The sequence below is a fragment of the Pseudalkalibacillus salsuginis genome (genome assembly GCF_021646685.1).
GTDB classification, from domain to species: domain Bacteria; phylum Bacillota; class Bacilli; order Bacillales; family Fictibacillaceae; genus Pseudalkalibacillus; species Pseudalkalibacillus salsuginis.
The window spans coordinates 385,142-406,782 of the sequence record NZ_JAKJHW010000002.1; the positions used below are offsets into that span (position 1 = coordinate 385,142).

The window sequence follows — 21,641 nt, forward strand, 5'->3', positions numbered from 1 at the left end:
AAAACTACTTCATTACGTGATATGTACTAATCTCGTATGGATGAAATTTCCGACTGATTTGTCCGTCTTTCATAGACAATTTAGTCACAGGTTGCTCAAGTAAATTCGTTTCATTTATAGCATTTATCGTTTGTCCAAATTGCAAAATAGCAGAAGTTTCACTTCCTTTAGATTCATACATTCTCAAAATAATCCCATCTTTATTTTCAGCTTGTTTGATTGAATCAACGATTACACTCTCACTTTTTGTGTTTATAAATGCCATCAAATCTGGTAATTCACCCGAATGTGCAGATGTCATAGCAACAGTAATTGGAGAATTTAACTCTTGGCCTTTTTTAACTGTATCTCCGTTTCTCCAGTCCCCTTCATGAGGGAATAAAGAATAAGTAAATTCATGCTTCATTAGATCTGCCTGGGTATCGGGCCATTTTGGAGCACGCAAAAGTGAAAGTCTTATTTTATTTCCTTTTATGTCATAACCATATTTACAATCATTTAATAAACTTACACCATAATTCCCCTCTGAAAGGTCTGCCCATCGTTGTCCACATACTTCATACTGAGCTTGTTCCCAACTTGTATTATTATGAGTAGCACGTTCAATCGAACCAAACGGAATCTCATAAGTCGCTTTAGAGCTATAAATATTTACTGGGAATGCAACCTTTAAAAGTTTATGTTTTTCTAGCCAATCTACTGTTGTTTTAAAGTCTATTTTTTTACTGTCATGGTAAAAGGTAATTTCTTGAGTCACCAATGAATGATTCACTTTCCAAATGAATTCTAATTTATCAGAAACAGACCCTTTATAAATTACTTTAGAGTCCATTAAATGGGGATTTATTTCACGCTGCTTTTCAAAGTTCGGATCTATGTCCCAAGCATCCCAATCAGTTGGTAAGTCATCGAATATTTGCAACTCATTCGCATATTCTCCATCTTTAATAATCTCTTTATCAGCTTCCTTATCATATAATCGACTAATCCATCCATTATCCGTAAATTCTACTTTATAAACAAGGGTCTCCCAATGACTACTGAATTCTTTAGAAAGTGCGACTTCTTGTTGATCAGCATCCTCTAACCACACTGTTTTATAGCCCATTTCAGGAATACGATCGATGTATGTATTAAGTGTTACACTTTCATCATCACTTACGATAAAATCTGTTTTATAGCTATTCCCTTGTTTATCAATAATTTTTTTAGTTAATAGTTCTTTTCCTCCGGTAATCGTTATCATTTCATCACGAGTCCAGCTAAGGCTGTTTAGTAGAATAATTGGTTGACCAGGTCCCTCAGTGTTAATCGATTGAGTAATATACTTAATTGCTTCCTCTTTTAATCTTGTTCCTATTTCAAATAACTCATTATATTGTTTTTCTGATAAATCATATACAGGTGAAATCGATGTACCTGGTACAATATCATGGAACTGATTGAGCATGATTAGCTGCCAACCTTTGTTTATTTCCTCCATCGGATATGCTGTACCTAAAGTGATGTGGGCTAAGCTATTCCAAATCTCTAGTTCTCGATAAAGAGACTCTGCTTTTCTATTATTCTTTTTCGTTTTTGCATGAGTAGTATAAGTACCACGGTGGAGTTCTAAATATAAATCCCCATACCAGTTTGGTAATTGCGGCTTTTTCGAATCTATTCTGTCAAAAAAGTCATGCACCTTATCAAATTTTACATCTGGAAGGCCTGGAAGATTGCTGGACCGTTCCAAATACTCAATCATTTCCCTTGTGACACCACCGCCTCCATCACCATAGCCATATACCAACATTCTCTCAGGAAATTCGTTCTTTTGGTTATAATCCTCCCATGTACGATGAATATCTGCTGGGTCTGTTTGCTGGCCAAGAATATTATGCAAGTAAGATAGTATCTTAGTACCATCAATTCCTTCCCAATTAAATAGATCATATGGGAAACGATTGGTATCATTCCAATTTAGTTTTGTTGTCATAAAATAGTCTGTTCCAGCTTTTTTTAATATTTGTGGTAAAGATGCACAATAGCCAAATGTATCTGGTAACCACTCTACCCGGGGCTCTACACCAAATTCATCTTTGAAAAACTTTTTTCCATAAAGCAGTTGTCGGACAAGGGATTCTCCAGAAGGAATATTCAAGTCAGGTTCTACCCACATACCACCAATAATTTCAAACCGGCCATCTGCAACTTTTTGCTTCACTCGTTCATAAACTTTTGGTTGATATTCTTTTAAGAAAGAAAATAACTGAGGTTGACTTTGAGCAAATTCAAAATCGTTATACTCTTCTAATAATGTACAAACACTAGAAAATGTACGAGAACCTTTTCGAATTGTTTCTTTAATAGGCCACAACCATGCAATATCAATATGCGATTGACCAATGGCTCGAATTGTCCCTTCTCTAAAACCTGATAAATCATTAACTGTTTGACTTAATCCTGCCTCCATCTTTCTAAGTAAACTCTGGTCAAGGAGTGTTTCTTTACTTGGCATACCAAGCTGATCAACTACCTGCCCCATAGCTTTGTGGAGTAAATGGTAGCGGGTATCACTTCTATCTAATAATGTAGCGGTCTTATAACAAACTTCCAATGTGTATAAAAGACTTTGAACTTCTTTATTGATCAGAACCAAACTACTCTGTTCTAAATACCCTGGTGGTGGATCTGTTTCTGGACATGCAACCAGGTTAAATCCACGGAGATGATCTTTAGGAATCCCAACTGGGTTAAACACTTCAACTTGTATATGCAACACTTTGTTTCCTGTCTTTTCAGGAGGAATTATTACTAGATCACGATTTCGATCCAGACCTTGTGTTGGTATTCCTTGTATTGAGATAAGGCTTTCACAATAAGATTGCATTCCATTACCATTTACTTTAAATAAAATCCCTATAGTATCATTTTGCCAATTTCTAGGGATCTCTACTTCTTTGTCAAGAAAAGCTGTAGTACCAGAATCCGCAACTAAATCACCAATATTTATCAGTAAACCTTCTAAGTTTTCGTTATGGTAGGAATACTCTCCAGGGTTAACATATTGAGCTTTTTTTGATGTCCAACCTTGAATTTCAAGTAAATCCTTATATTGATGAGCCTGTAAGATCCGTATTAAACGTTGAATACGCAGCATTTTATTTTTTCCTCCCTATCTGCTTTTGTCTTTTTATTCTAATGATGTGAGCGATCCTCTATGATTAAGTCTTTTTCGATCACGTTATTAGAAGACCCACCTACCATAAGCTTTACTAATCCAGGTTCAACTTTAAAATTCATTTTAATATCCCATATAGCTAGCTCCTCAAAACTGAGAGAAAAAGTAACAGTCTTGGTTTCATTTGCTTTTAGCCATACTTTTTGAAATCCTTTTAGTTCTTTATTCCGTTGTGTCACTGTAGCTTCTACATCTTTTATATAAAGTTGGACTACTTCATAACCATCTTTATCCCCAGTATTTGCGACTTCTACAACTAGCTTAACTAGCTTGGAATTCTGAAGCTCCTTTAAGGTGATCGTTTCATTTTCTTCAGAAAGAAAACGATATGTAAAAGATGTATAACTCAAACCATGACCAAAAGGATATAATGCCTTTCCACTCATATCAATGTAATCTTCTTTACCACCACTATCCTTGTAGTTATAATAAACCGGTAATTGCATTGACGAACGAGGAATAGAAACAGGGAGCTTACCATTTGGATTAACATCACCAAATAGAACTTCAGCTATAGCTCTCCCACCCTGTTGACCTGGATACCATCCTATTAAAATAGCATCGCAATATTGGGTCAGCATTGGAATTGAATAAGGACGTCCTTGAATAAGAACAGAAATGATTGGCGTTCCAGTTGAACTAATTTCTTTCATTAGCTCCTGTTGTACTCCACCAAGTTCTAAACTGGCGACATCAACATTTTCTCCACAATCCATTTCTGTTTCATTGGATTCCTTGACAGCACCGTTATTTTCAAATTCCATTCCAAACTCTCTAGCACTCGTTCCACCTAAAGTCAGTACTACAATATCAGCTTCCTTAGCCATCTTCTTTGCAGTGGCAAACTCGGATTTATCATTCCCCCTGATTCCACACCCTTTTGCATACAATACATCTGTATTCTTGCCGACGATCGATTTTATACCATCAAGGATTGTTACAACATATTCTCTTCGCTGTGGTGGTGTATAGTCTCCGAGTAAATTGTATATATTGTCAGCATTAGGGCCTATAACAGCTATTTTCTTTATCTCCTTACTCATTGGTAATAGATTATTCTTGTTTTCAACTAATACAATAGACTGTCGAGCCATTTCTAAATTCGTTTCGATAGCTTTATTATTCCTTATAACAGTTGAAGGCTTTTCTTTATTTAGAGTTGGTATGTCATCAAAAAGTTTTAACTTGAATTTCAAATACAATACTCTTGAAACTGCTTGATCAACAAGTTGTTCTTCGATTTTCCCACTTTCCACACCAGCTTCGATCGCCATATAAACATCATCCCATAGACTTAAATCTACTCCCGCTTTTAAGCCATATGCAGCTGCTAATTGCTTGTCTCCAGTTAGCAATAGCAACCTGTCAAGTGCAGTACCATCTGCCATTACAATTCCTTTGTAATTCCACTCTTGTCGAAGAATCTTAGTTAATAGAAGATGGTTTGCGTGACAAGGAACACCATCAATCTCATTATAAGCAGCCATACAAGCTAGAACTCCAGACTGTACCCCCGCTTTCATTGGAGGTAAAAAAATCTCACGCAATTCTCTTTCACCAATTAATGCCGGCCCTGCATTGTGCCCTCCAACTCCTGCCCCTTGTGCAGCAAAATGTTTTAGCACTGGGAGAACTTTTGGTGTACCTTCTTTCTCTGCTTGCATTCCACGGACTACAGCCTCCGTCATTTTCGAAGATAAATAGGGATCTTCACTAAAACATTCTTCAGTTCTTCCCCACCTAGGATCACGAACAATGTCCAGAGTGGAGACTAAACCTAAGTGCCCGCCCCTGGCTTGCAACTCATCCGCTACTTGTTGTGAAACCTTTTGCTGTAGCTCTGGATTCCAAGAGGCTCCAGACCCAATATGTGTCGGAAATATGGTGCTTTCCAATGCTTGATGCCCATGTGGACATTCTTCAGAAAATAGCACAGGTATACCTAATCTTGTATTTTCTTCCACATACCTTTGGATCATATTAGTCACAACTGCACTATCTTCTACATTAATACCATTTGAAAAATTAACATTTGACCACGGATCTGCTCGAAACAAACCATATAAAGCACCCATACTATCAAATTTGGCCACTTGTTCTTTGAAAGCTTTTGTTAATTCATAGCCGTTTTCTGTTTTTCTATAGGCATCCCATCCATACATTTTCTGATTTAATTGACCTATTTTTTCTTTTAAAGTCATTTGGTTTATTAAACTTTTCATTCTTTCTTGTATGGGATCATTATGATTTTTGTATTTTTCCATATGTATTCCTCCAAAAAGAATAGCTGCCAGGATTAAACATCCAAGTAGTAACTTTCACAGCACACTATTTTATAATATAACGATGAATCGTATACCTACTTTATTTAGTTATACGATTCATCTTCTATTATCATATGAACCTACCATTATACCGGAATGTTAAGAATCTTCAGTCTAATAATTAGCTGTCTTTCCAACGATCGTAAGCATCTTGATAAACTTGAACATATTGTTCAATATTCATATTTTCAATCGTTTTTACGTATTTATCCCAGTTAGATAATGGTTCAACCCCAGTGATGAATTTTGCTTCCATTTGTTCTACGTAGGATTGTAAATCCACTTCAATGGTATTTACTGTAGATTGTTCTTCATTTGTTAAATACATAAGTGGAATTGGAACTTCTGCATAAGGATCAATTTTTGCTTTCGTTTCATCCTCAATAAATTTATCAAATTCTGTTAGTTCCATACCTTCAATTCTAGCCGTTACAGTTGGTGCAGTAATTCCATATGCAGGAGTTAATGTTCCTCGATAATCTTCACTACTATCAAAACCTTCAGGTACCTCTAAATATTTTCTTGCACCATTTTCACCTTTTTCCCAAAGATATCCTTCAGGTCCATCATTTAAGTATTCACGACCTTCTTTTGAATAAAAATAATCAACCCATCGAATCGAAGCTTCTGGATGTTCATTGTTACTTGTGATGGCGAACGCACCTCTATTAATTCCAGGACTACGAGGAAACAATGGCTCATCTGAAACTGAACTGGTTAACGGATGAAACATAGGATTGTTTATTGCTTCTTCTTCTGATTCACCAGTAGTAAAAAACGAGAAATAATCTGGGAATAATCCAAGACGGTTTGCTTGTCCTTTTGCTTTTTTCTGTTCATCAGATTGCGAAAATGTCTCTGAATCTAATAACCCTTCTTCATAAAGTTTATTCATGTAAGTTAAGTATTCTTTATAGTTTTCTGTAATCGGAGTATACCTGACAGTTCCATCAACCTCATCAATACCCCATTCTTTCAACCCAAAAGCACCGAGTAACCATGGGCGTGTGCTATCCATTTTCACATCAATTAATGGAATTTCATCTGCTTCTCCATTCCCATTAGGATCTTCTGTTTTAAAACGCACTAATAAATCATAAAGTTCATCAGTTGTCTTAGGTAGTTCTTTCACACCCAATGCATCTAGCCATTGACCGTTGAACCACATTGGCCCTCTATACCAACCAGATGTAGGGTGCATATTAATTGCGGGTAATGAATAGATGTGTCCATCAACTGTTGTAATGGATTTTTTAATTTCAGGGTTTTCTTCAAATATTTTGCGAATATTTGGAGCATGTTCTTCAATAAGGCCTTCTAAAGGTACCAATACTCCTTGTTTTCCATAATCCACTTCCATACCAGCAGTCAAATTAGATGATCCTGCTGCATAAATAATATCTGCTATATCTCCACTGGCAAAGGCTAAATTTAATTTTGTCTGAAAATCACTCATTGGTGGAGTGATATATTCAAAATTAATATTTGTCTTCTCTGAATACTCTTTTAAAGTAGGCATGTCTTTCCATTCTGCCATACCAGTACCAGGTGCCATCATTGTTAAGTTTATTTCTTCATCTACAATCGGAAAGCCCTCTTTATTCACTTCAACCTCTTTAGAAGATTCTTTACTTGCCTCTTCTTTTGAAATGCATCCTGTAAGTACTAAAATAACGGTTAAGAGCAGTGTTAGTATTTTTTTCATCCTGCATCTCCTTTTCATTTTTTTTCCCCTTAAATTGACGATTTTATCTTTTTTGAATGATCACCCCCTTTAATTATCAATTTAGTGAAGGCACACTACTTACCCTTTCAGTGAGCCTATCATCACACCTTTAACAAAGTATCGTTGTAAAAACGGATAGACAATAATAATTGGAAGTGTAGATACAATCATTACACCATACTTAATAATCGCGGCAAGCTGTTGCTTACTATGTATCGCCTCAGCCATACTGCCTGTAAGATTCGTGCTTTGTGCTGACATTTCTTGCAATACAAGTATTTCTCTTAAAACTAATTGAAGCGGAAACATTTCTTTGTCAGATAAGTAGATTAATGCATTAAAATACCCATTCCAATGGCCAACACCATAGAATAACGCCATAACAGCTATAATTGGTGCTGATAAAGGTAAAATAATTTTAATAAACATTTTAAAATTTGAGGCACCATCAATGATTGCTGCCTCTTCTAATTCTTTTGGTATGGCAGTTTGGAAAAATACACGAGCAATAACGATATTCCATACTGCAGCTGCATTCGGTAAAACCATCGCCCAAATTGTGTCAATAAGTCCTAAATTTTTTACTACTAGGTAAGTTGGAATTAAACCGCCACTAAAGAACATTGTCAGAACAAACATACCCATGAGAAGATTTCTACCAGCAAAATCCTTACGAGACAGTGCGTAAGCTGCCGGGATCGTAACTGCTAAGTTTATGAATGTCCCTAATGCTGTATAAAAAATTGTATTGAGATACCCCCTCCAAATAGCGCCATTTTCAAAGATTAGCTTGTAACCATCAAAAGTAATATCAATAGGATAAAGCCACATTTTCCCCGAGTTTACAGCTGACGGATTACTTATGGATGCACTAATAATATAAATCAATGGATAGATTACGATCACTAGTGCTCCTGTAAGAAAAATATAAACAAATACCTTAAAAATTTGGTCCGTTTTCGTTTCATGTATCGAAGTATTCATCGTTTTATACCTCCTCTTACCATAGACTTGTTTCACTCGTTTTTTTCGCGATTTTGTTTACAACGATTAGGAGAATCGCATTAATAACAGCGTTAAACAAACCAACGGCTGACGCAAAACTATACTGTGCGTCTAATAAACCTGCTTTATAAACGAATGTCGCAATTACATTCGAAGACTCAAGATTAAGGGGATTTTGCAAAAGTAAAATTTTCTCAAAGCTCAGCGCCATAATGCTGCCTACGTTCAAAATTAATAATATAATCATTGCTGGAACAATTGCCGGAATGTTTATATGCCAAATACGCTGAAACCGTGTCGCACCATCTACAATTGCAGCCTCATGATGCTGTGGATCAACGCCTGAAAGAGCTGCGAGATAAATAATAGTCCCCCATCCTGTACTTTGCCATACACCAGATAATACATATACCGTTTTAAACCAATCAGGATCACTCAAAAAAGCAATCGGTCCAAAACCCAAAAATTGAATAGCATGATTTATTATTCCTGTCGCTGGAGACAAAAATGCTATGATCATCCCAGACATAACAACAACTGAAATAAAATGAGGGGCATATGTCACTGTCTGTACAGTACGCTTAAAAAAACTGTCTTTTACTTCATTTAATGCCAATGCTAAAATGATCGGCAATGGAAAACCTACAATTAATTCGTAGACGCTAATTCCTAATGTATTCTTTAATAAATCCCAAAAATAATATGATTGGAAAAATCGGGTGAAATGATCAAATCCTACCCATTCGCTTCCCCATATCCCTAAAGTTGGGTTGAAATTCTTAAATGCAATTTGCACCCCGTACATAGGAATATAATGAAAAATAAAAAAGTATAAAAATGCTGGTAGGACAAATATGTAAAGCTGCCAGTTTTGTAGAATCTTTCTTCTCTTCTTCAATTTTCTTGGCTTTTCTTGCTTTAATTTATGATATGTAGAACCTCTATTAATTTCTTCTTCCTTTTGTAATGGGGAAGTTGCCGTACTTGAACTCATTGAATGACCCCTCCTTCTATTTTTCTTTGAAACTACCTTTATGTTAGTGTTTTTTTGAAAATGTAATCAATATGTCGTTTTTATTAAACATTGTCAACTCTATAACTACACTACTGTATCCGCTTACATTCATAGACTTCTCAACGCTGGATATATGTAATAATTGTTTTACTATGTAACCCTTTACAATTTATTAGAATGGCTTTATAGCGGTGCTTAAAGAGTTAAAAAGAATAATATAGCAAAGCTTCCACCTGTAGTATTTGCTTATGGTTAATCGGCGATACTCCTTTGTCTGAATAGTTTAAACAGATGCAAAAATAACCTAAACTTAAAAAAGCTATGATTTATAAAAATCACAGCTTAAGTAAAATGATTATGTTACTTGTTTAAATTACGATATTGTCCAGGTGTTACACCTACTAGTTTCTTAAACTTACGGGTGAAATTCGCAACATCCAAATATCCTACTTGAACGACGATATCTTTGATTGCCTTATCAGTTTCCTTTAACTGCCTCTTTACATCTTCCATACGGAGATCCTGTAAATATTGCGAAAATGTGACACCTGTTTGTCCTTTTATAAAGCGGCTAACATAAGATACCGATAGTTGAAATTTAATCGCTAAACTTTCCAAAGATAGTTCATACTTATTGTAGTTTTGTCTGATATACTCCAAAATTTCATTTTTCAGTTTATCATTATGGCTTTCTTTCTTATCCTCAACCTCTTTACATATTATTAATACTAACGTTTCGAGTTGTGTGTGCAATCGTTCAATTGAATGAAAATCTACTATGCTATTAAAATCCTGAATATAATTACTCATTCCAATTTCAGAGGTTGTTTTCACTATCGTATTGATAATATCAAAGCAAATACATTTTATTGTCTGGATAGACAAATCTTTCTCAGCCAGATTTGTAAACATGTTGCGTAATGTTTCAGCAGCAACAACATGATCCCCTTGTTTTAAACTTTGGACAAGCTTTATTTGTTCTTCTTTCGGATATCCAAGTGACTGTTCAGGCTGTATCACGATTTCCTCAAAATAGATCATACTTCCTTGTGGTTTCGTAAATTTATATTCCAATGTTGTAAGAGCTTCAATATATGATCGGTTTATCCGGTCTTTTTCATGATAAAGCCCACCTACCCCAATGGTAGAATCCAAATGACAATTTTTTTTAATATACTGCTGAATTAACGGGACAAGCTTTTGACGCTCTTTGTTAGCATTTTTACCTATTCGATCCATACTTACAATTAAGGCTATTGCATCATTATATATCAAATCCACACCATGTGCTGAAGCGTTTTTCAGCGTAATATTCGATAGGATGTTAAAAACCTTTTCCCGTTCTTCTAAATTATCCTCCATAAATGTACCTTTTTCAAAATAAATAATCGCCACAAAGTAGTGCCCATCCTTCATTTGAATATTTAACGTATGCAGTAATGAATTTATTTCTTTTCCATCGCTTAAATCACCTTTTAATAGTTTCACTAAAAATTGATCTCTTACAAAAGGCTTTTGCATATACATTGTTTCATTCAAAATTTGATGGTCTTCAAACACATGAGTAATCGTTTTCCGAATGGTCTCTAGTTCATTTCCGCCTTCCAGATCAACAGTTTCCTTTCCCTTACTGTTTGTTATTTCAAACAGATTTTGAATCGGCTTGTATTGATTTTTCCCAAGGAATACCGCCAATACAAAGCCAACAATTAAAAGAACAATTAATACCGCAATAATTAATATTGTTGTATTATCTAACCGTTTAAAAAATTGATCGGCATCCATCAACGTTATAAATTTCATGCCACTTAACTTCGATTCAACAGACACAAGTGAATAATCTTTTCCATTTAATTCAACATTATCGACCCCGTAATGATCAATAGAAAGAGAAGTTAATTGTTCTGTACCAATTGATTCATCATTAATGGCAGATGCAATAACCTGATTATTTTCATCGACTATATATACATTGCCTTCAGATTCACCTAGTATGTTTTGAATCAGATCTGTGATCGTGGATTCCTCTATAAAATACATTACTGTACCATAAGGATTGAGATTATTTGGAGATATCGGAAATAAATAAGCAATCATATTCTTATATTTATCATTGTTTTCATTTTTAATAACTACATTCTTAACAGGCTTAATAAATGGTGTTTTCGTATACAAATCACTAATGAGATCCTCTTTTTGCCATTCACCAAACCGGTATTTTTTTTGCATTAAGGCGTCTATAGTATACGAACCACTGGTAGAATATATTGTCTCATCATCATGATAATAGACAAATAGTTCCTCAATGATCGAACTGTTTGCTTTATATTTCTTTAATTCCTCAATTGCTTCTCCACTGTAATAGCCATGACTGATCATATAAGGCGTCAGTCTTGGATCATAGGAGATTCTTGCTGCTAGTGTTGCTAATTCTTTCATACGTTCATTTGTCAGATTTTCTACCTGTTCTAATTTATTTATGTTTGAATGTTCAATTTCCTTCCGAAGGCTGGATACAGAATGATAATAAATAATAGTGCTCATTATAAGAAAAGGAACAAGAAAAACAAGTAGATAGGAGACGATATATTTATATAATAGTCGAGATTTAATCCTATTACGCAACACACTCCCACCCCTAATCCTCAATATTTAGGTTAATCTCTTTTCCTCTATTTGAACACATGCTCGAAACGCAAACCATGCAAGCGGATAAGCAATAATGGAGGATCCTGCAAAAAACAGAAGAATAGGTAGAAATTTCAATAGATAAAATAGAAGAAAGATACAAATGATCATTGCAATTGTTTCCAGCGGACGAGCTAGCGCAACTAAAAACGATTGTTTAAAATACAAGAAAAATTTGAGTTCATAGCGTACAAATACCGGAAATAAATACAAGGCTGTTAGAAAATATAGGAATATAATTATTATTAAAAAGAGATGAACATAAAATGATTGGATGTATTTTTGTGAAATGTTTATATCAATATATAAAAATATCCCTATACCAATCAAAATAAAACCCAATCTATTTGATTTAATAAATTGAGTTTTATATACAGAATAGAAATACTTAAATATTGGAATATCAAAGTCTTCTTCAAACCACTTATGTATGACTGAGAATAGTGCAGCTGTTGCTGGCGATATTCCGAATACTCCCAGGCCCAGCAATGTAAACAGCACCCAAAGAAAGTGAAGATACATTACCTTAGACAACCAATTCCCCGCATCATACACCCATTTAAATAGACCATTTATAATTATCATTTCAGCCCCCGAACCGAAAATAATTCCATTTTTTTCTATAACGAAAGACAATAGTAGGGTAAAAGAAACCGACTTGTTTGCAGATTTCTTCAAATATTATTTTTAAGCTATATACACAACCAACATATCGATGCTTGGTATGGTCACCTAAAAGATGAACTTCACCTCGAAGGATTTATTTTCAAGCCATCCCTTTTGATTCATTAACCGTATCGCATCATTCTAAAAGCATCTGGGTCTAAGTTTAGAGATGGCATTTCTAAGTACAATTTGAGTTCGTACCCAGCGGAGTGGACTGGAGAACCGAGACAAGCCCTCAAATAACTGTGATTTTGTTATTTCGTCAGAATATTTTGAAGGTTCATCACAAAATGAATTTGACTACCCCTTTAATCCGGGATTCTATGATTTATTGTAGCATAAATTTGGTTTTTGTTGTGCTTTTTGTCTGATTATTGTGACAAATAAATCTTCTCAGGAAATAATCTCAACCTCATTAGGACGGTAAACGGAAGTGATATTCCCTTTTTTATCTGTGGCAAACATAACCGTTCTTTCAGCCTCTAGCAGAAATGAATAGGTTCGATTTGATTCAGGATCCTTAATTTTAACCGGCATATCTCCAGAAAATTCGGACACAAAAATAAATAAAGAACCATTCTCAAAAGAGAGTTTTCTCCCGTAATTGCCAGGTATATCACCTTTTTGCCAATCAAGTTGAACTCGAACTCCTGCTTTTTGGATTACATATTTGTATAAAGCTATTATCGGCTCACTTCTATCGTTTAGTTCTATAGGTAAAGGACACCAGATAATTTCACCTTTTCCATATGAAATTTCCTTTACCGCCGTTGAATTTTGCTCTGATCTCAAAACCTCTTTCATCGTTTCAGCAATACGTTCTCCGCCAAATGAAACTGGATAATGCTCACCATTCATTTCAAGCATTTCCTCACGAAGGATATTTTCAATGCTGGTTGAGCCGATGATGTCAGCCATTCGTTTTGTATCGTGCCAATATTCATCTAAGTTTATAGAGCCTGTAAATAATAGTGTTATTCCTAGTTCTTTTATGACTTCCAAAATTCTAGTAAGTGCACGGCTACTAAAATTGTGCGGACTTGGAACCACAACCAATTTTGGAAGTTCGTTTTTTAATTCGTCAAGATGATATTCACTTAATGCACGAAACGGTATATTCATCTCATAAGCCAATGTTCTCGTAAGCTTCATTGTTGCATCTAAGGCTAGCCTGCGGTTTGAGAAATCATTTGAATATGGGAATATAACGACTATTTCTTCCAGTTCCCGGCCTTTGAATAAATCACGTGTATCTTTAATAAACGTACCAAAATCATAAGAAACATTTGTTTCAGGCTTTTCAGTACCATCAGCGCGTATTGCTCCGATATTTGATTCATTAATATTATTCATAAAGTAATTTGTGTTCCAGAGCCATTGTACAGCACCAGCTCCACCTGTCGAAAAGGAATAAGCATATTTTCTTTCGAGAATGTTACGTAATTCCTCTTCACTCCTTTTAGCTTGATTATTTGGATTTTCTACATACATAATTCCAGTTTCCTGGATCAGGTTTGGCTTAGCAGGCGTTTTCGTAAAAATCCCATCCCAGATTAATTGATCGAGCAGCCACCATGTATGGTTGGTTGTATAATCAACCGCATCACAGTAAAAGAACGGTGAAGTCCGTTGTGAGCCAAGCGCTTCATCCTGTCCAACCGTAACAAGTTGATTTGGTGCTAACCGCTTAATGGTTTCTGTAAGCTCTTTTGCCCACATGTTATGCATGTCCATCGTATACAACGTATAATCTAGCCATTTTAAGCCTTTTTTCCCAAAAAGCATATCTTTAATTCCAAAGTTGATCTCACTCGGCTCAGGTGGTTCAATCGCATCAAAAAATGGCATTTCCTGTTCTGTCATGTTCCATTTTTCCTGAAGTTCCCGAATAGAGCTATGACGTTTCTTAAGCCATTCTCTATATGATTTACGATCATACCTATCATGAAGTGTTCTAGGGCCAGAGAACGTACGACTCGGATCAAATAATGAAGGCTCATTGATTAGATCCCAATTAATATTTGTCGTTTCAGTATGTCTTGAAACGATTGCTGTAATAAAACGTTTTTGCGCCTCAACACTTCGCGGATCAAGATATGGGTTTTCTCCTTCCCATGTTTCCGGTGTAAAGGAAAAGAAATTAAACGTTACTTCAAGATCGTGTTTTTTCGCACATAGGATAAAAGCATCAATAGAACGCAGCACATTTTCATCAACGTGACCATCAACAAACATCATGTTACGCCATGCAGTCCAGATTCCTGTACGAATATAATTTATACCAGCACGCTTCATTTGTGCCATATCCTGATCCCAAACATAAGGGTTAGGTAAGAAAAGAAAATAACGGGCAACATCTGATGTCATATACGTCATTCCAACGATTGGCATCGGGCGCCCATCCTTTTGGAAATAGTCCCGATCACATGTTAATGGATCACCTAATGTTAAAAGCTTACTATCCATTCCCCAGAAACCTTGGTGAAGAATTCGTGTTTCACCATTGCTTGATACAGCATCGCATGTTAAATTATACAATCCTGGCATAATATCTATTGGGATAATAAAAGAAAGGGTATTCAATTGCTGAGAAGCTTTTACGACTTCTGTTCTAGAAAAGACTACATCTTTATTTTTTGTGACAGTGAAAGTCAATGTCCATTCTGTTGTCTCGCTTTTAAACGACTGTAATTGATAGGTTGCTTTTGGACGTTCCCCTTCATCATACGTGGCATAGTTTGTTTTCAACCACATTTCAGTTACACCATTTACAACAAACAAAGCCAATTCCTGTATAGCTTGTGCACCCTTTTCTGTCCAAAATCGTTCATTGACCTCCTGATTAATGAAGAGCCAGCGACCTCCTGTGAATGTCCCTTTCATATTTTCAATTAATACACTAGGAGCAGCTACTTCACGCCCGCTTTTCGAAATACCTTTAAGCAAAGGATATATACGTGCATCCATCGGACCTACTGAACCCATTTCGGCCTCAATTGCACTGGACTTTGTCACATGTAGTACAAAATTGCACGTATCCGCAATTGTAAATAGATTTTCTTTACCTGAAAACACAGGAATATCCTCATTATGATGCAAAGAAGCGATCGGATCAGAGCTAACATGCAGAGCCTCATGAATATTTAATTGCTGATGGTAGGCCGTTTGTACACGCTCCTTTTCCCAATTGCCATTCGTCATATAACATGGATTTCGAAACGGAATACCACCAATATGTACGAATCCTCTACCGCTTTTAAGATGACTATATATTGCTCGCCAAGCACTTTTTGGAAAATAAGAACCATGCATATTTATAAGACAGTCTACTTCATTATTTACTAAAACTTCCTCTAAAGAAGCAGCATCTGAAACGATTATTTCATTGCTAAAGTTTCCAAAAAATGAACTGTGCGGTCTATGGCCATCTATTGGAAAACGAGAATCATAGAAAATAACGATGTTACCCATGTTAATAACCTCCATTTTTTGTTGAAATTCTATTACGTATCGGTAGGTTTTCATATAGCTGCATGGTGTATCGACTAACCTACTGGCATTCTCAAAGCCAATCAAACTTAAAGTTTATCATTTAATCCTCTTAAAAATCTCAACAATTGATTCTCCATTCTCATTTACAAACCTTCCTTTCACCAACTATTTTAACCCTAACAAGAACTCTGCTTCATCTTGTATACTATTTGTTGATAATTATACAACATCAAATAATCCAAACAATGCTATAAATAGAAATCAAGAAGCTCCTATTTTGTTATTTAACGACATGTTAACTTCGATTAGTCAACACAATTGAATTTTCAAAGCTTCTGTACCTAAAATCAAAAGTTAAAGGGATTGTGGGAAGATGCGTTAATCTTCCCACAATCCCTATCAGTTTTTATACATAAATGATAAGTTCTTAATCAACACCATTAGAAAAATATTAAACTGGAACATCAGCATTATCGAATATCTTTATCAAGGCCGGTTTACCGTCTTCTACTACAAACGAAGCACGGGTAACTATTGGAGCACCTGGTTTTGATACATAAGGGACGACCTGATAATCGGTTTGCCATTTATCTTGTGTCAATGTGCAACGGACATAACCACGCTGATTATTGAAAAATTTGATATGTGGATTTTCTGCCAATATTTCAGCAGTATTGCTCCGGACATCTGATCCGTCTCCGCCGGAAGAAATGGAAGTCCCTACAAATTCGACACCGACATTTTCAGACTCAGGGTCATTAAAATTCGCTCTAATCTCATTCGCCCAGCTTGAATGGACATCACCTGTCAGCACCACCGGATTGGAAATGTTCTTCCTCTTTATAAAATCAAGGATCCGTTGACGTGCTGCTGGATAGCCATCCCATGCATCCATGCTGTAATGTTCAGCATCCGGTCCAAACCCATAATCACGACGTGCGAAAAAGACTTGTTGGGCAAGGACTTTCCATTTTGCACTTGAAGCTGCAAGTCCATTTAAAAGCCAACGTTCTTGTTCGTCACCAAGCAGTGTCCGGTTCGGATCCATCGATTCCTCATTAGGGCTGTCCCATCCATCCCCGTTGGCTTGATCATCACGGTATTGTCGAGTATCCAATACATTGAATTCCACTAGGTTTCCAAAAGAGAGGCGTCGGTACAGCTGCATATCGATACCATCTGGAAAAGAGGATCTGCGGAGCGGCATGTGCTCATAATAGGCCTGTAAAGCGATCGCTCTTCGTTTCAAAAAGTCTTCTTTTGATTGCTTATGAGGGTCTTGAGGAACTTCATCTGCCCAGTTGTTATCGATTTCATGATCATCAAGCGTCACCAGCCATGGCATGTTTGCATGTGCCGCTTGCAAGTCGCTGTCCAACTTATATAACGCATAGCGGTTTCGATAATCTTCTATTGTATAAATTTCTGGAAAGTCTTTATCAAAAGGTCTGACACCACTTGAATCATGTCGTCCTTCGTAAATATAATCCCCTAGATGGATGACAAGGTCGAGGTCGTCTTTTGCCATGTGCTGGTATGCCGTAAAATAACCTGTTTTCCAATACTGGCACGAAGCGTACGCGAACGTAAACTTATCTACAGTTTGACCGATTGCAGGCGCTGTCTTCGTCCTTCCGACCGGACTGATTTCAGGACCAGCCTTAAAGCGGTAGTAATACCAAGTGGCAGGCTGCAGCCCATTCACTTCCACATGAACAGAATGTCCTAGGGAAGGTTTTGAAACCTCTGTGCCTCTTTGGACGGTTTTTTTGAAGTCTGGATCCACCGAAACTTCCCACTGAACCGGAAAGGGGTTGGATGACATTCCCCCGCCATTCAATGGATCTGGTGCTAATCTTGTCCATAAAACAACCCCATCTGGTAACGGATCACCTGATGCAATCCCTAACGTGAATGGATATTGCAAAGAATTGGATGTTGCGCTTGCCTCGTTTACCGGGAATGCGTTGAGGATGGACGCCCCCAGTGCCACACCGACCACCTTGCCTGATGTTTTGATAAAATTTTTCCTGCTAAGCTTCTTGGTAAAATCCTTATAATCTGTCACTTTTATCCCTCCTTCTACATTTATCTATTATTGTAGAGAAGGATTGTAAAGGATTTGTCATTTCATTTTAAATATCATCGAATAGAGACGAATTTAGTAGTTTGGTCACATATGGAGAAGATAAACCAATGCGTAAGTAAAGACTATCGGAGGGTTTTTATCTATTATTTGTTCTTTTTCGATTGATTTCCTATACACTTTCGTAGAAATCTAAATTATCATCAAAATATAAAAGTTACAAAAACTTCAATATTTTTACACAGGATTGGACCTCAACTTGCTGGAACATCAATTGCTAACAAGCAACACCCGTCGCTCCATAATAACTGTAATTGGTTTCTAATGTAGGCAGAGTAGTTACCGATGTACCCTCTCGCTGTTAACGCTCCCCTTAGGACATTTTAAAAGCAGCCTTATGAGGGCTGCTTTAAGTTGGCGCTATTATTGTTTTAGATCAGGATTTTCCCTTTTAGCTTCTTTCACTCTAGGTTTACGATATCCACCGGCGATATCTGCTTGTTTGAATTCTTTGGCATAAAGGACTTCTTGAGCGTCTGATAATTGTACCCCATCCCCTCTGATAGGCTGATACTGTGTCTTCTTACCCATAATGCTCATCCTTTCTGTTGGAATTGGGTTCATATGATTTCTTCCCACTCTACCAATGTGATAAACATAAATCGCTGGTTTTCAATCAAAACTAAGGAACTACTTTCTATCAGGGCTGTTTCATATTTCATTTATTAAGAGGTAAACTAGAATCACCTATAAGAGAGGATGGTCTCAGTGAAAGTCCAAATAATCGGTGGCTCGGGAACTGGCAAAAGCACACTAGCCAAATATATCAGTGAAAAGGAAAGTATAAAGTGGATTGATACAGATCACTATCTTTGGAAAGATGATTCTTTCTCGGAAAAAAATCCTATTGAGCAACGGATTAAGATGTACCAAAGTGATATTCGTTCTTACGATAGTTATATAGTGTCTGGTTCCATTTTTATGTGGTGTCCTGAAGGTTTTAATAACCGTGACCTTTTAGTTTTTCTTTCAATTAATGAAGAAGTCCGCATGAAACGTTTAAGGGACAGGGAAATCAAACGAAAAAACGATAGTCAAATGTGGTTGGATGAAAATGGTGAGTATACAAATGATTTTATAGAATGGTGCAAAACATATTGGTCAGAAGAAGATAAGAGTATGCCAGGTACATATGCGGAACACTCCTATCAAATGGCAATATCAAAGAGTTCTGTTTTAAGACTCGACAGCTCTCGAACTCTCGAAGAACTCTACACTGAAATTATGGACACTTTAAGAAAAGAGAAAAGCTAGCCTAACAAACGAGAGCCGTATAGAGTGCTATGTAATGAAAATTTTCTCTATATGGAGGGGATTAAGGTTTGTTACCGCCTTTTAACACTGAACGGTTAATTTTACAAGAACGTACAATCAGAGACATAGAGTCATGTATCAATATGGACCGTGATCCAGAAGTTGTTCGATTCATTAATGGACCCTGGAAGAACGAAACTAAACATAGGGAGTTTGTTGCGGCACGTATCAGAAATGAATATCCCAAAGGATTAGGTTATTGGACAATAGAACATAAGAATAAAAATTTTCTCGGATGGATCATGCTCATCCCTATTGATAATATTGGTCCAGAAATTGAAATTGGTTGGCGATTAAAGCGTGATTACTGGGGCCAAGGTTATGCAACTGAAGCAGCAAAGCCTATTTTAGACCACGCCTTCCATACTGTTGGGATTGATCGGGTAGTAGCTGATATCCATTTTGAAAATGAGGACTCAATTCGAGTTGCTCAAAAAATCGGGCTTGAAAGTGAAGGATTACAAGACGAAGGAAATGGTCCTTTATATAGATATTCATTGTGCAAAAAAGTAAACTCAATATAGTGTTTTTTTACAAATTAAATGAGTTTTTGCACTCTTTTGATTATTTAGCAAGAAAACAGGACAAAACTTCACAAAAATCGCAGATGATTATGAAACCACCTGCGATTTGTATTAACATTTGATTATCTCTTTACCATTACGCCGCTTCCGTATTATTTTTATTGTCATTAGCTTTTGATTTCCAGCCGATCCAGAATAGAAGCGCAAGGATTCCGAGGATTACGAGGACGACAAGGATATTTGACTGGATCAACCGGATGAGATTTCCAAGTATGATTCCGACAACACCAAAGTCTGTGTCTCCAAATGTCGTGCCTTCAAATCCTAGTGAGCCTAGGACCGGTAACAACAACGCAGGCAAGAAGCTGATCATGACCCCGTTTGCCATCGAACCGATGATCGCACCTTTTCTTCCCCCGGTTGCATTTCCGAAGACCCCGGCTGCTGCTCCTGTGAAAAAGTGTGGTACCAATCCAGGGACGATTACCTTCAATCCTAATAAAGGCAAGAATGCCATGCATATCAACCCAGCGACAAAACTCGATAAGAAACCGATGATGACGGCATTACTCGCAAATGGGAAGACCGCCGGGCAATCCAATGCCGGTTTTGCATTCGGTACGACTTTGTCAGCAATCCCTTTGAAAGCTGGCACAATTTCACCAAGGAGCATGCGGACACCAGCAAGGATGATATACACCCCAGCAGCGAAGGTAAGACCCTGCATAAAGGCGAATACAAGGAAGTTTTGTCCTTCACTCAATTCTGATTCGATATACGAGGATCCCGCAAACCCTGCTACGATGAAGAACAGGATCACCATCGTCAATGATACGGAAACGGATGTATCACGAAGGAAACCAAGTGATTTCGGCACCTTGATCTCTTCTGTCGACTTGGATCCTTTTCCGACCATTTTTCCAACTGCGGCTGATACGAAATAACCGATGGATCCGAAGTGACCAATCGCGAAATCATCTGAACCGGTTACCTTGCGAGTATAGGGTTGAAGCATTGCTGGAAAAAGGACCATCAATGATCCTAAGATGATCGAACCGATGATGACCATTGATACTCCAGATAATCCTCCGGTTTTTAAAATGACCGCAATCATACACGCCATGAACATCGTATGATGACCTGTCAGAAAGATATACTTAAACGGAGTGAATCGAGCCAACAGGATATTGACGACCATACCGAACAGCATGATCATGGCTGTCTCGGTACCGAAGCTTTCCTGTGCGAGCGCAACAATCGCTTCATTATTCGGTATCACGCCGCCGACCGAGAATGCTTCATTGAACATACTGCTGAACTTGTCCAACGATTGGACGAGCACACCCGCACCTGCACCAAGAATGACAAATCCCAATATTGTCTTCAATGTTCCTGAAACGACGTCCCCGGAGTTTTTCCGTTGGACAAGCAAACCGATCAACGCGAATAATCCGACCAGGATTGCAGGCGTACCTAAAATATCATTCATTATCAAATCAACCATGGGTTACCGCCCCT

At 36.9% G+C, this 21,641-nt stretch carries 13 protein-coding genes; 2 read left to right on the plus strand and 11 right to left on the minus strand.

Annotated features, from left to right (window positions below; all coding sequences use genetic code 11):
* Positions 1-4 precede the first annotated feature (4 nt).
* From L1611_RS07040 to L1611_RS07085, 10 genes are all read right to left on the minus strand, one after another.
* Positions 5-3,142: an alpha-mannosidase gene (locus L1611_RS07040; protein WP_236312389.1), complete on the minus strand. Its 3,138-nt coding sequence runs from the start codon at positions 3,140-3,142 to the stop codon at positions 5-7.
* 38 nt (positions 3,143-3,180) lie between these two features.
* Positions 3,181-5,487, minus strand: coding sequence for a glycoside hydrolase family 3 N-terminal domain-containing protein (locus tag L1611_RS07045; RefSeq protein ID WP_236312390.1), 2,307 nt, complete (start codon positions 5,485-5,487; stop codon positions 3,181-3,183).
* Positions 5,488-5,668: 181 nt separating this feature from the next.
* On the minus strand, positions 5,669-7,252 hold the full coding sequence (locus tag L1611_RS07050) for an extracellular solute-binding protein (protein WP_236312391.1): 1,584 nt from the start codon (positions 7,250-7,252) through the stop codon (positions 5,669-5,671).
* Positions 7,253-7,351: 99 nt separating this feature from the next.
* The gene (locus L1611_RS07055) at positions 7,352-8,257 is read right to left on the minus strand and encodes a carbohydrate ABC transporter permease (protein ID WP_236312392.1); all 906 of its coding nucleotides are present in this window, start codon (positions 8,255-8,257) and stop codon (positions 7,352-7,354) included.
* A 16-nt stretch (positions 8,258-8,273) separates the two neighbouring features.
* Complete coding sequence (locus L1611_RS07060; protein ID WP_236312393.1) at positions 8,274-9,272, minus strand: ABC transporter permease; 999 nt, start codon at positions 9,270-9,272, stop codon at positions 8,274-8,276.
* A 381-nt stretch (positions 9,273-9,653) separates the two neighbouring features.
* On the minus strand, positions 9,654-11,918 hold the full coding sequence (locus L1611_RS07065) for a helix-turn-helix domain-containing protein (RefSeq protein ID WP_236312394.1): 2,265 nt from the start codon (positions 11,916-11,918) through the stop codon (positions 9,654-9,656).
* A gap of 27 nt (positions 11,919-11,945) precedes the next feature.
* Positions 11,946-12,566, minus strand: coding sequence for a YesL family protein (locus tag L1611_RS07070; RefSeq protein ID WP_236312395.1), 621 nt, complete (start codon positions 12,564-12,566; stop codon positions 11,946-11,948).
* A gap of 474 nt (positions 12,567-13,040) precedes the next feature.
* Positions 13,041-16,118 carry a beta-galactosidase gene (locus tag L1611_RS07075; RefSeq protein WP_236312396.1) on the minus strand — a complete coding sequence of 1,026 codons (3,078 nt, stop codon included), beginning with the start codon at positions 16,116-16,118 and terminating at the stop codon, positions 13,041-13,043.
* Positions 16,119-16,590: 472 nt separating this feature from the next.
* Positions 16,591-18,207: an alkaline phosphatase D family protein gene (locus tag L1611_RS07080; RefSeq protein WP_236312397.1), complete on the minus strand. Its 1,617-nt coding sequence runs from the start codon at positions 18,205-18,207 to the stop codon at positions 16,591-16,593.
* A 441-nt stretch (positions 18,208-18,648) separates the two neighbouring features.
* Complete coding sequence (locus tag L1611_RS07085; RefSeq protein ID WP_236312398.1) at positions 18,649-18,849, minus strand: YfhE family protein; 201 nt, start codon at positions 18,847-18,849, stop codon at positions 18,649-18,651.
* A 144-nt stretch (positions 18,850-18,993) separates the two neighbouring features.
* On the opposite strand from L1611_RS07085, the gene L1611_RS07090 reads away from it, so the two are divergent.
* Entirely contained in the window at positions 18,994-19,539 is a 546-nt protein-coding gene (locus tag L1611_RS07090; protein WP_236312399.1) for an AAA family ATPase, read from the plus strand.
* A gap of 68 nt (positions 19,540-19,607) precedes the next feature.
* Positions 19,608-20,123 (plus strand): GNAT family N-acetyltransferase, encoded by a 516-nt coding sequence (locus tag L1611_RS07095; protein WP_236312400.1) that lies wholly within the window; start codon positions 19,608-19,610, stop codon positions 20,121-20,123.
* 136 nt (positions 20,124-20,259) lie between these two features.
* Here the strand turns inward: L1611_RS07095 and ulaA are convergent, their stop codons facing one another.
* Positions 20,260-21,627, minus strand: a complete 1,368-nt coding sequence (ulaA, locus tag L1611_RS07100; protein ID WP_236312401.1) for a PTS ascorbate transporter subunit IIC — start codon at positions 21,625-21,627, stop codon at positions 20,260-20,262.
* Between the last annotated feature and the right edge of the window lie 14 nt (positions 21,628-21,641).

Coding starts and splice junctions, on each gene's coding strand:
- L1611_RS07040 (WP_236312389.1), bottom strand. CDS start 3,142: ATGCTGCGTATTCAACGTTTAATACGGATCTTACAGGCTCATCAATAT.
- L1611_RS07045 (WP_236312390.1), bottom strand. CDS start 5,487: ATGGAAAAATACAAAAATCATAATGATCCCATACAAGAAAGAATGAAA.
- L1611_RS07050 (WP_236312391.1), bottom strand. CDS start 7,252: ATGAAAAAAATACTAACACTGCTCTTAACCGTTATTTTAGTACTTACA.
- L1611_RS07055 (WP_236312392.1), bottom strand. CDS start 8,257: ATGAATACTTCGATACATGAAACGAAAACGGACCAAATTTTTAAGGTA.
- L1611_RS07060 (WP_236312393.1), bottom strand. CDS start 9,272: ATGAGTTCAAGTACGGCAACTTCCCCATTACAAAAGGAAGAAGAAATT.
- L1611_RS07070 (WP_236312395.1), bottom strand. CDS start 12,566: ATGATAATTATAAATGGTCTATTTAAATGGGTGTATGATGCGGGGAAT.
- L1611_RS07075 (WP_236312396.1), bottom strand. CDS start 16,118: ATGGGTAACATCGTTATTTTCTATGATTCTCGTTTTCCAATAGATGGC.
- L1611_RS07085 (WP_236312398.1), bottom strand. CDS start 18,849: ATGAACCCAATTCCAACAGAAAGGATGAGCATTATGGGTAAGAAGACA.
- ulaA (WP_236312401.1), bottom strand. CDS start 21,627: ATGGTTGATTTGATAATGAATGATATTTTAGGTACGCCTGCAATCCTG.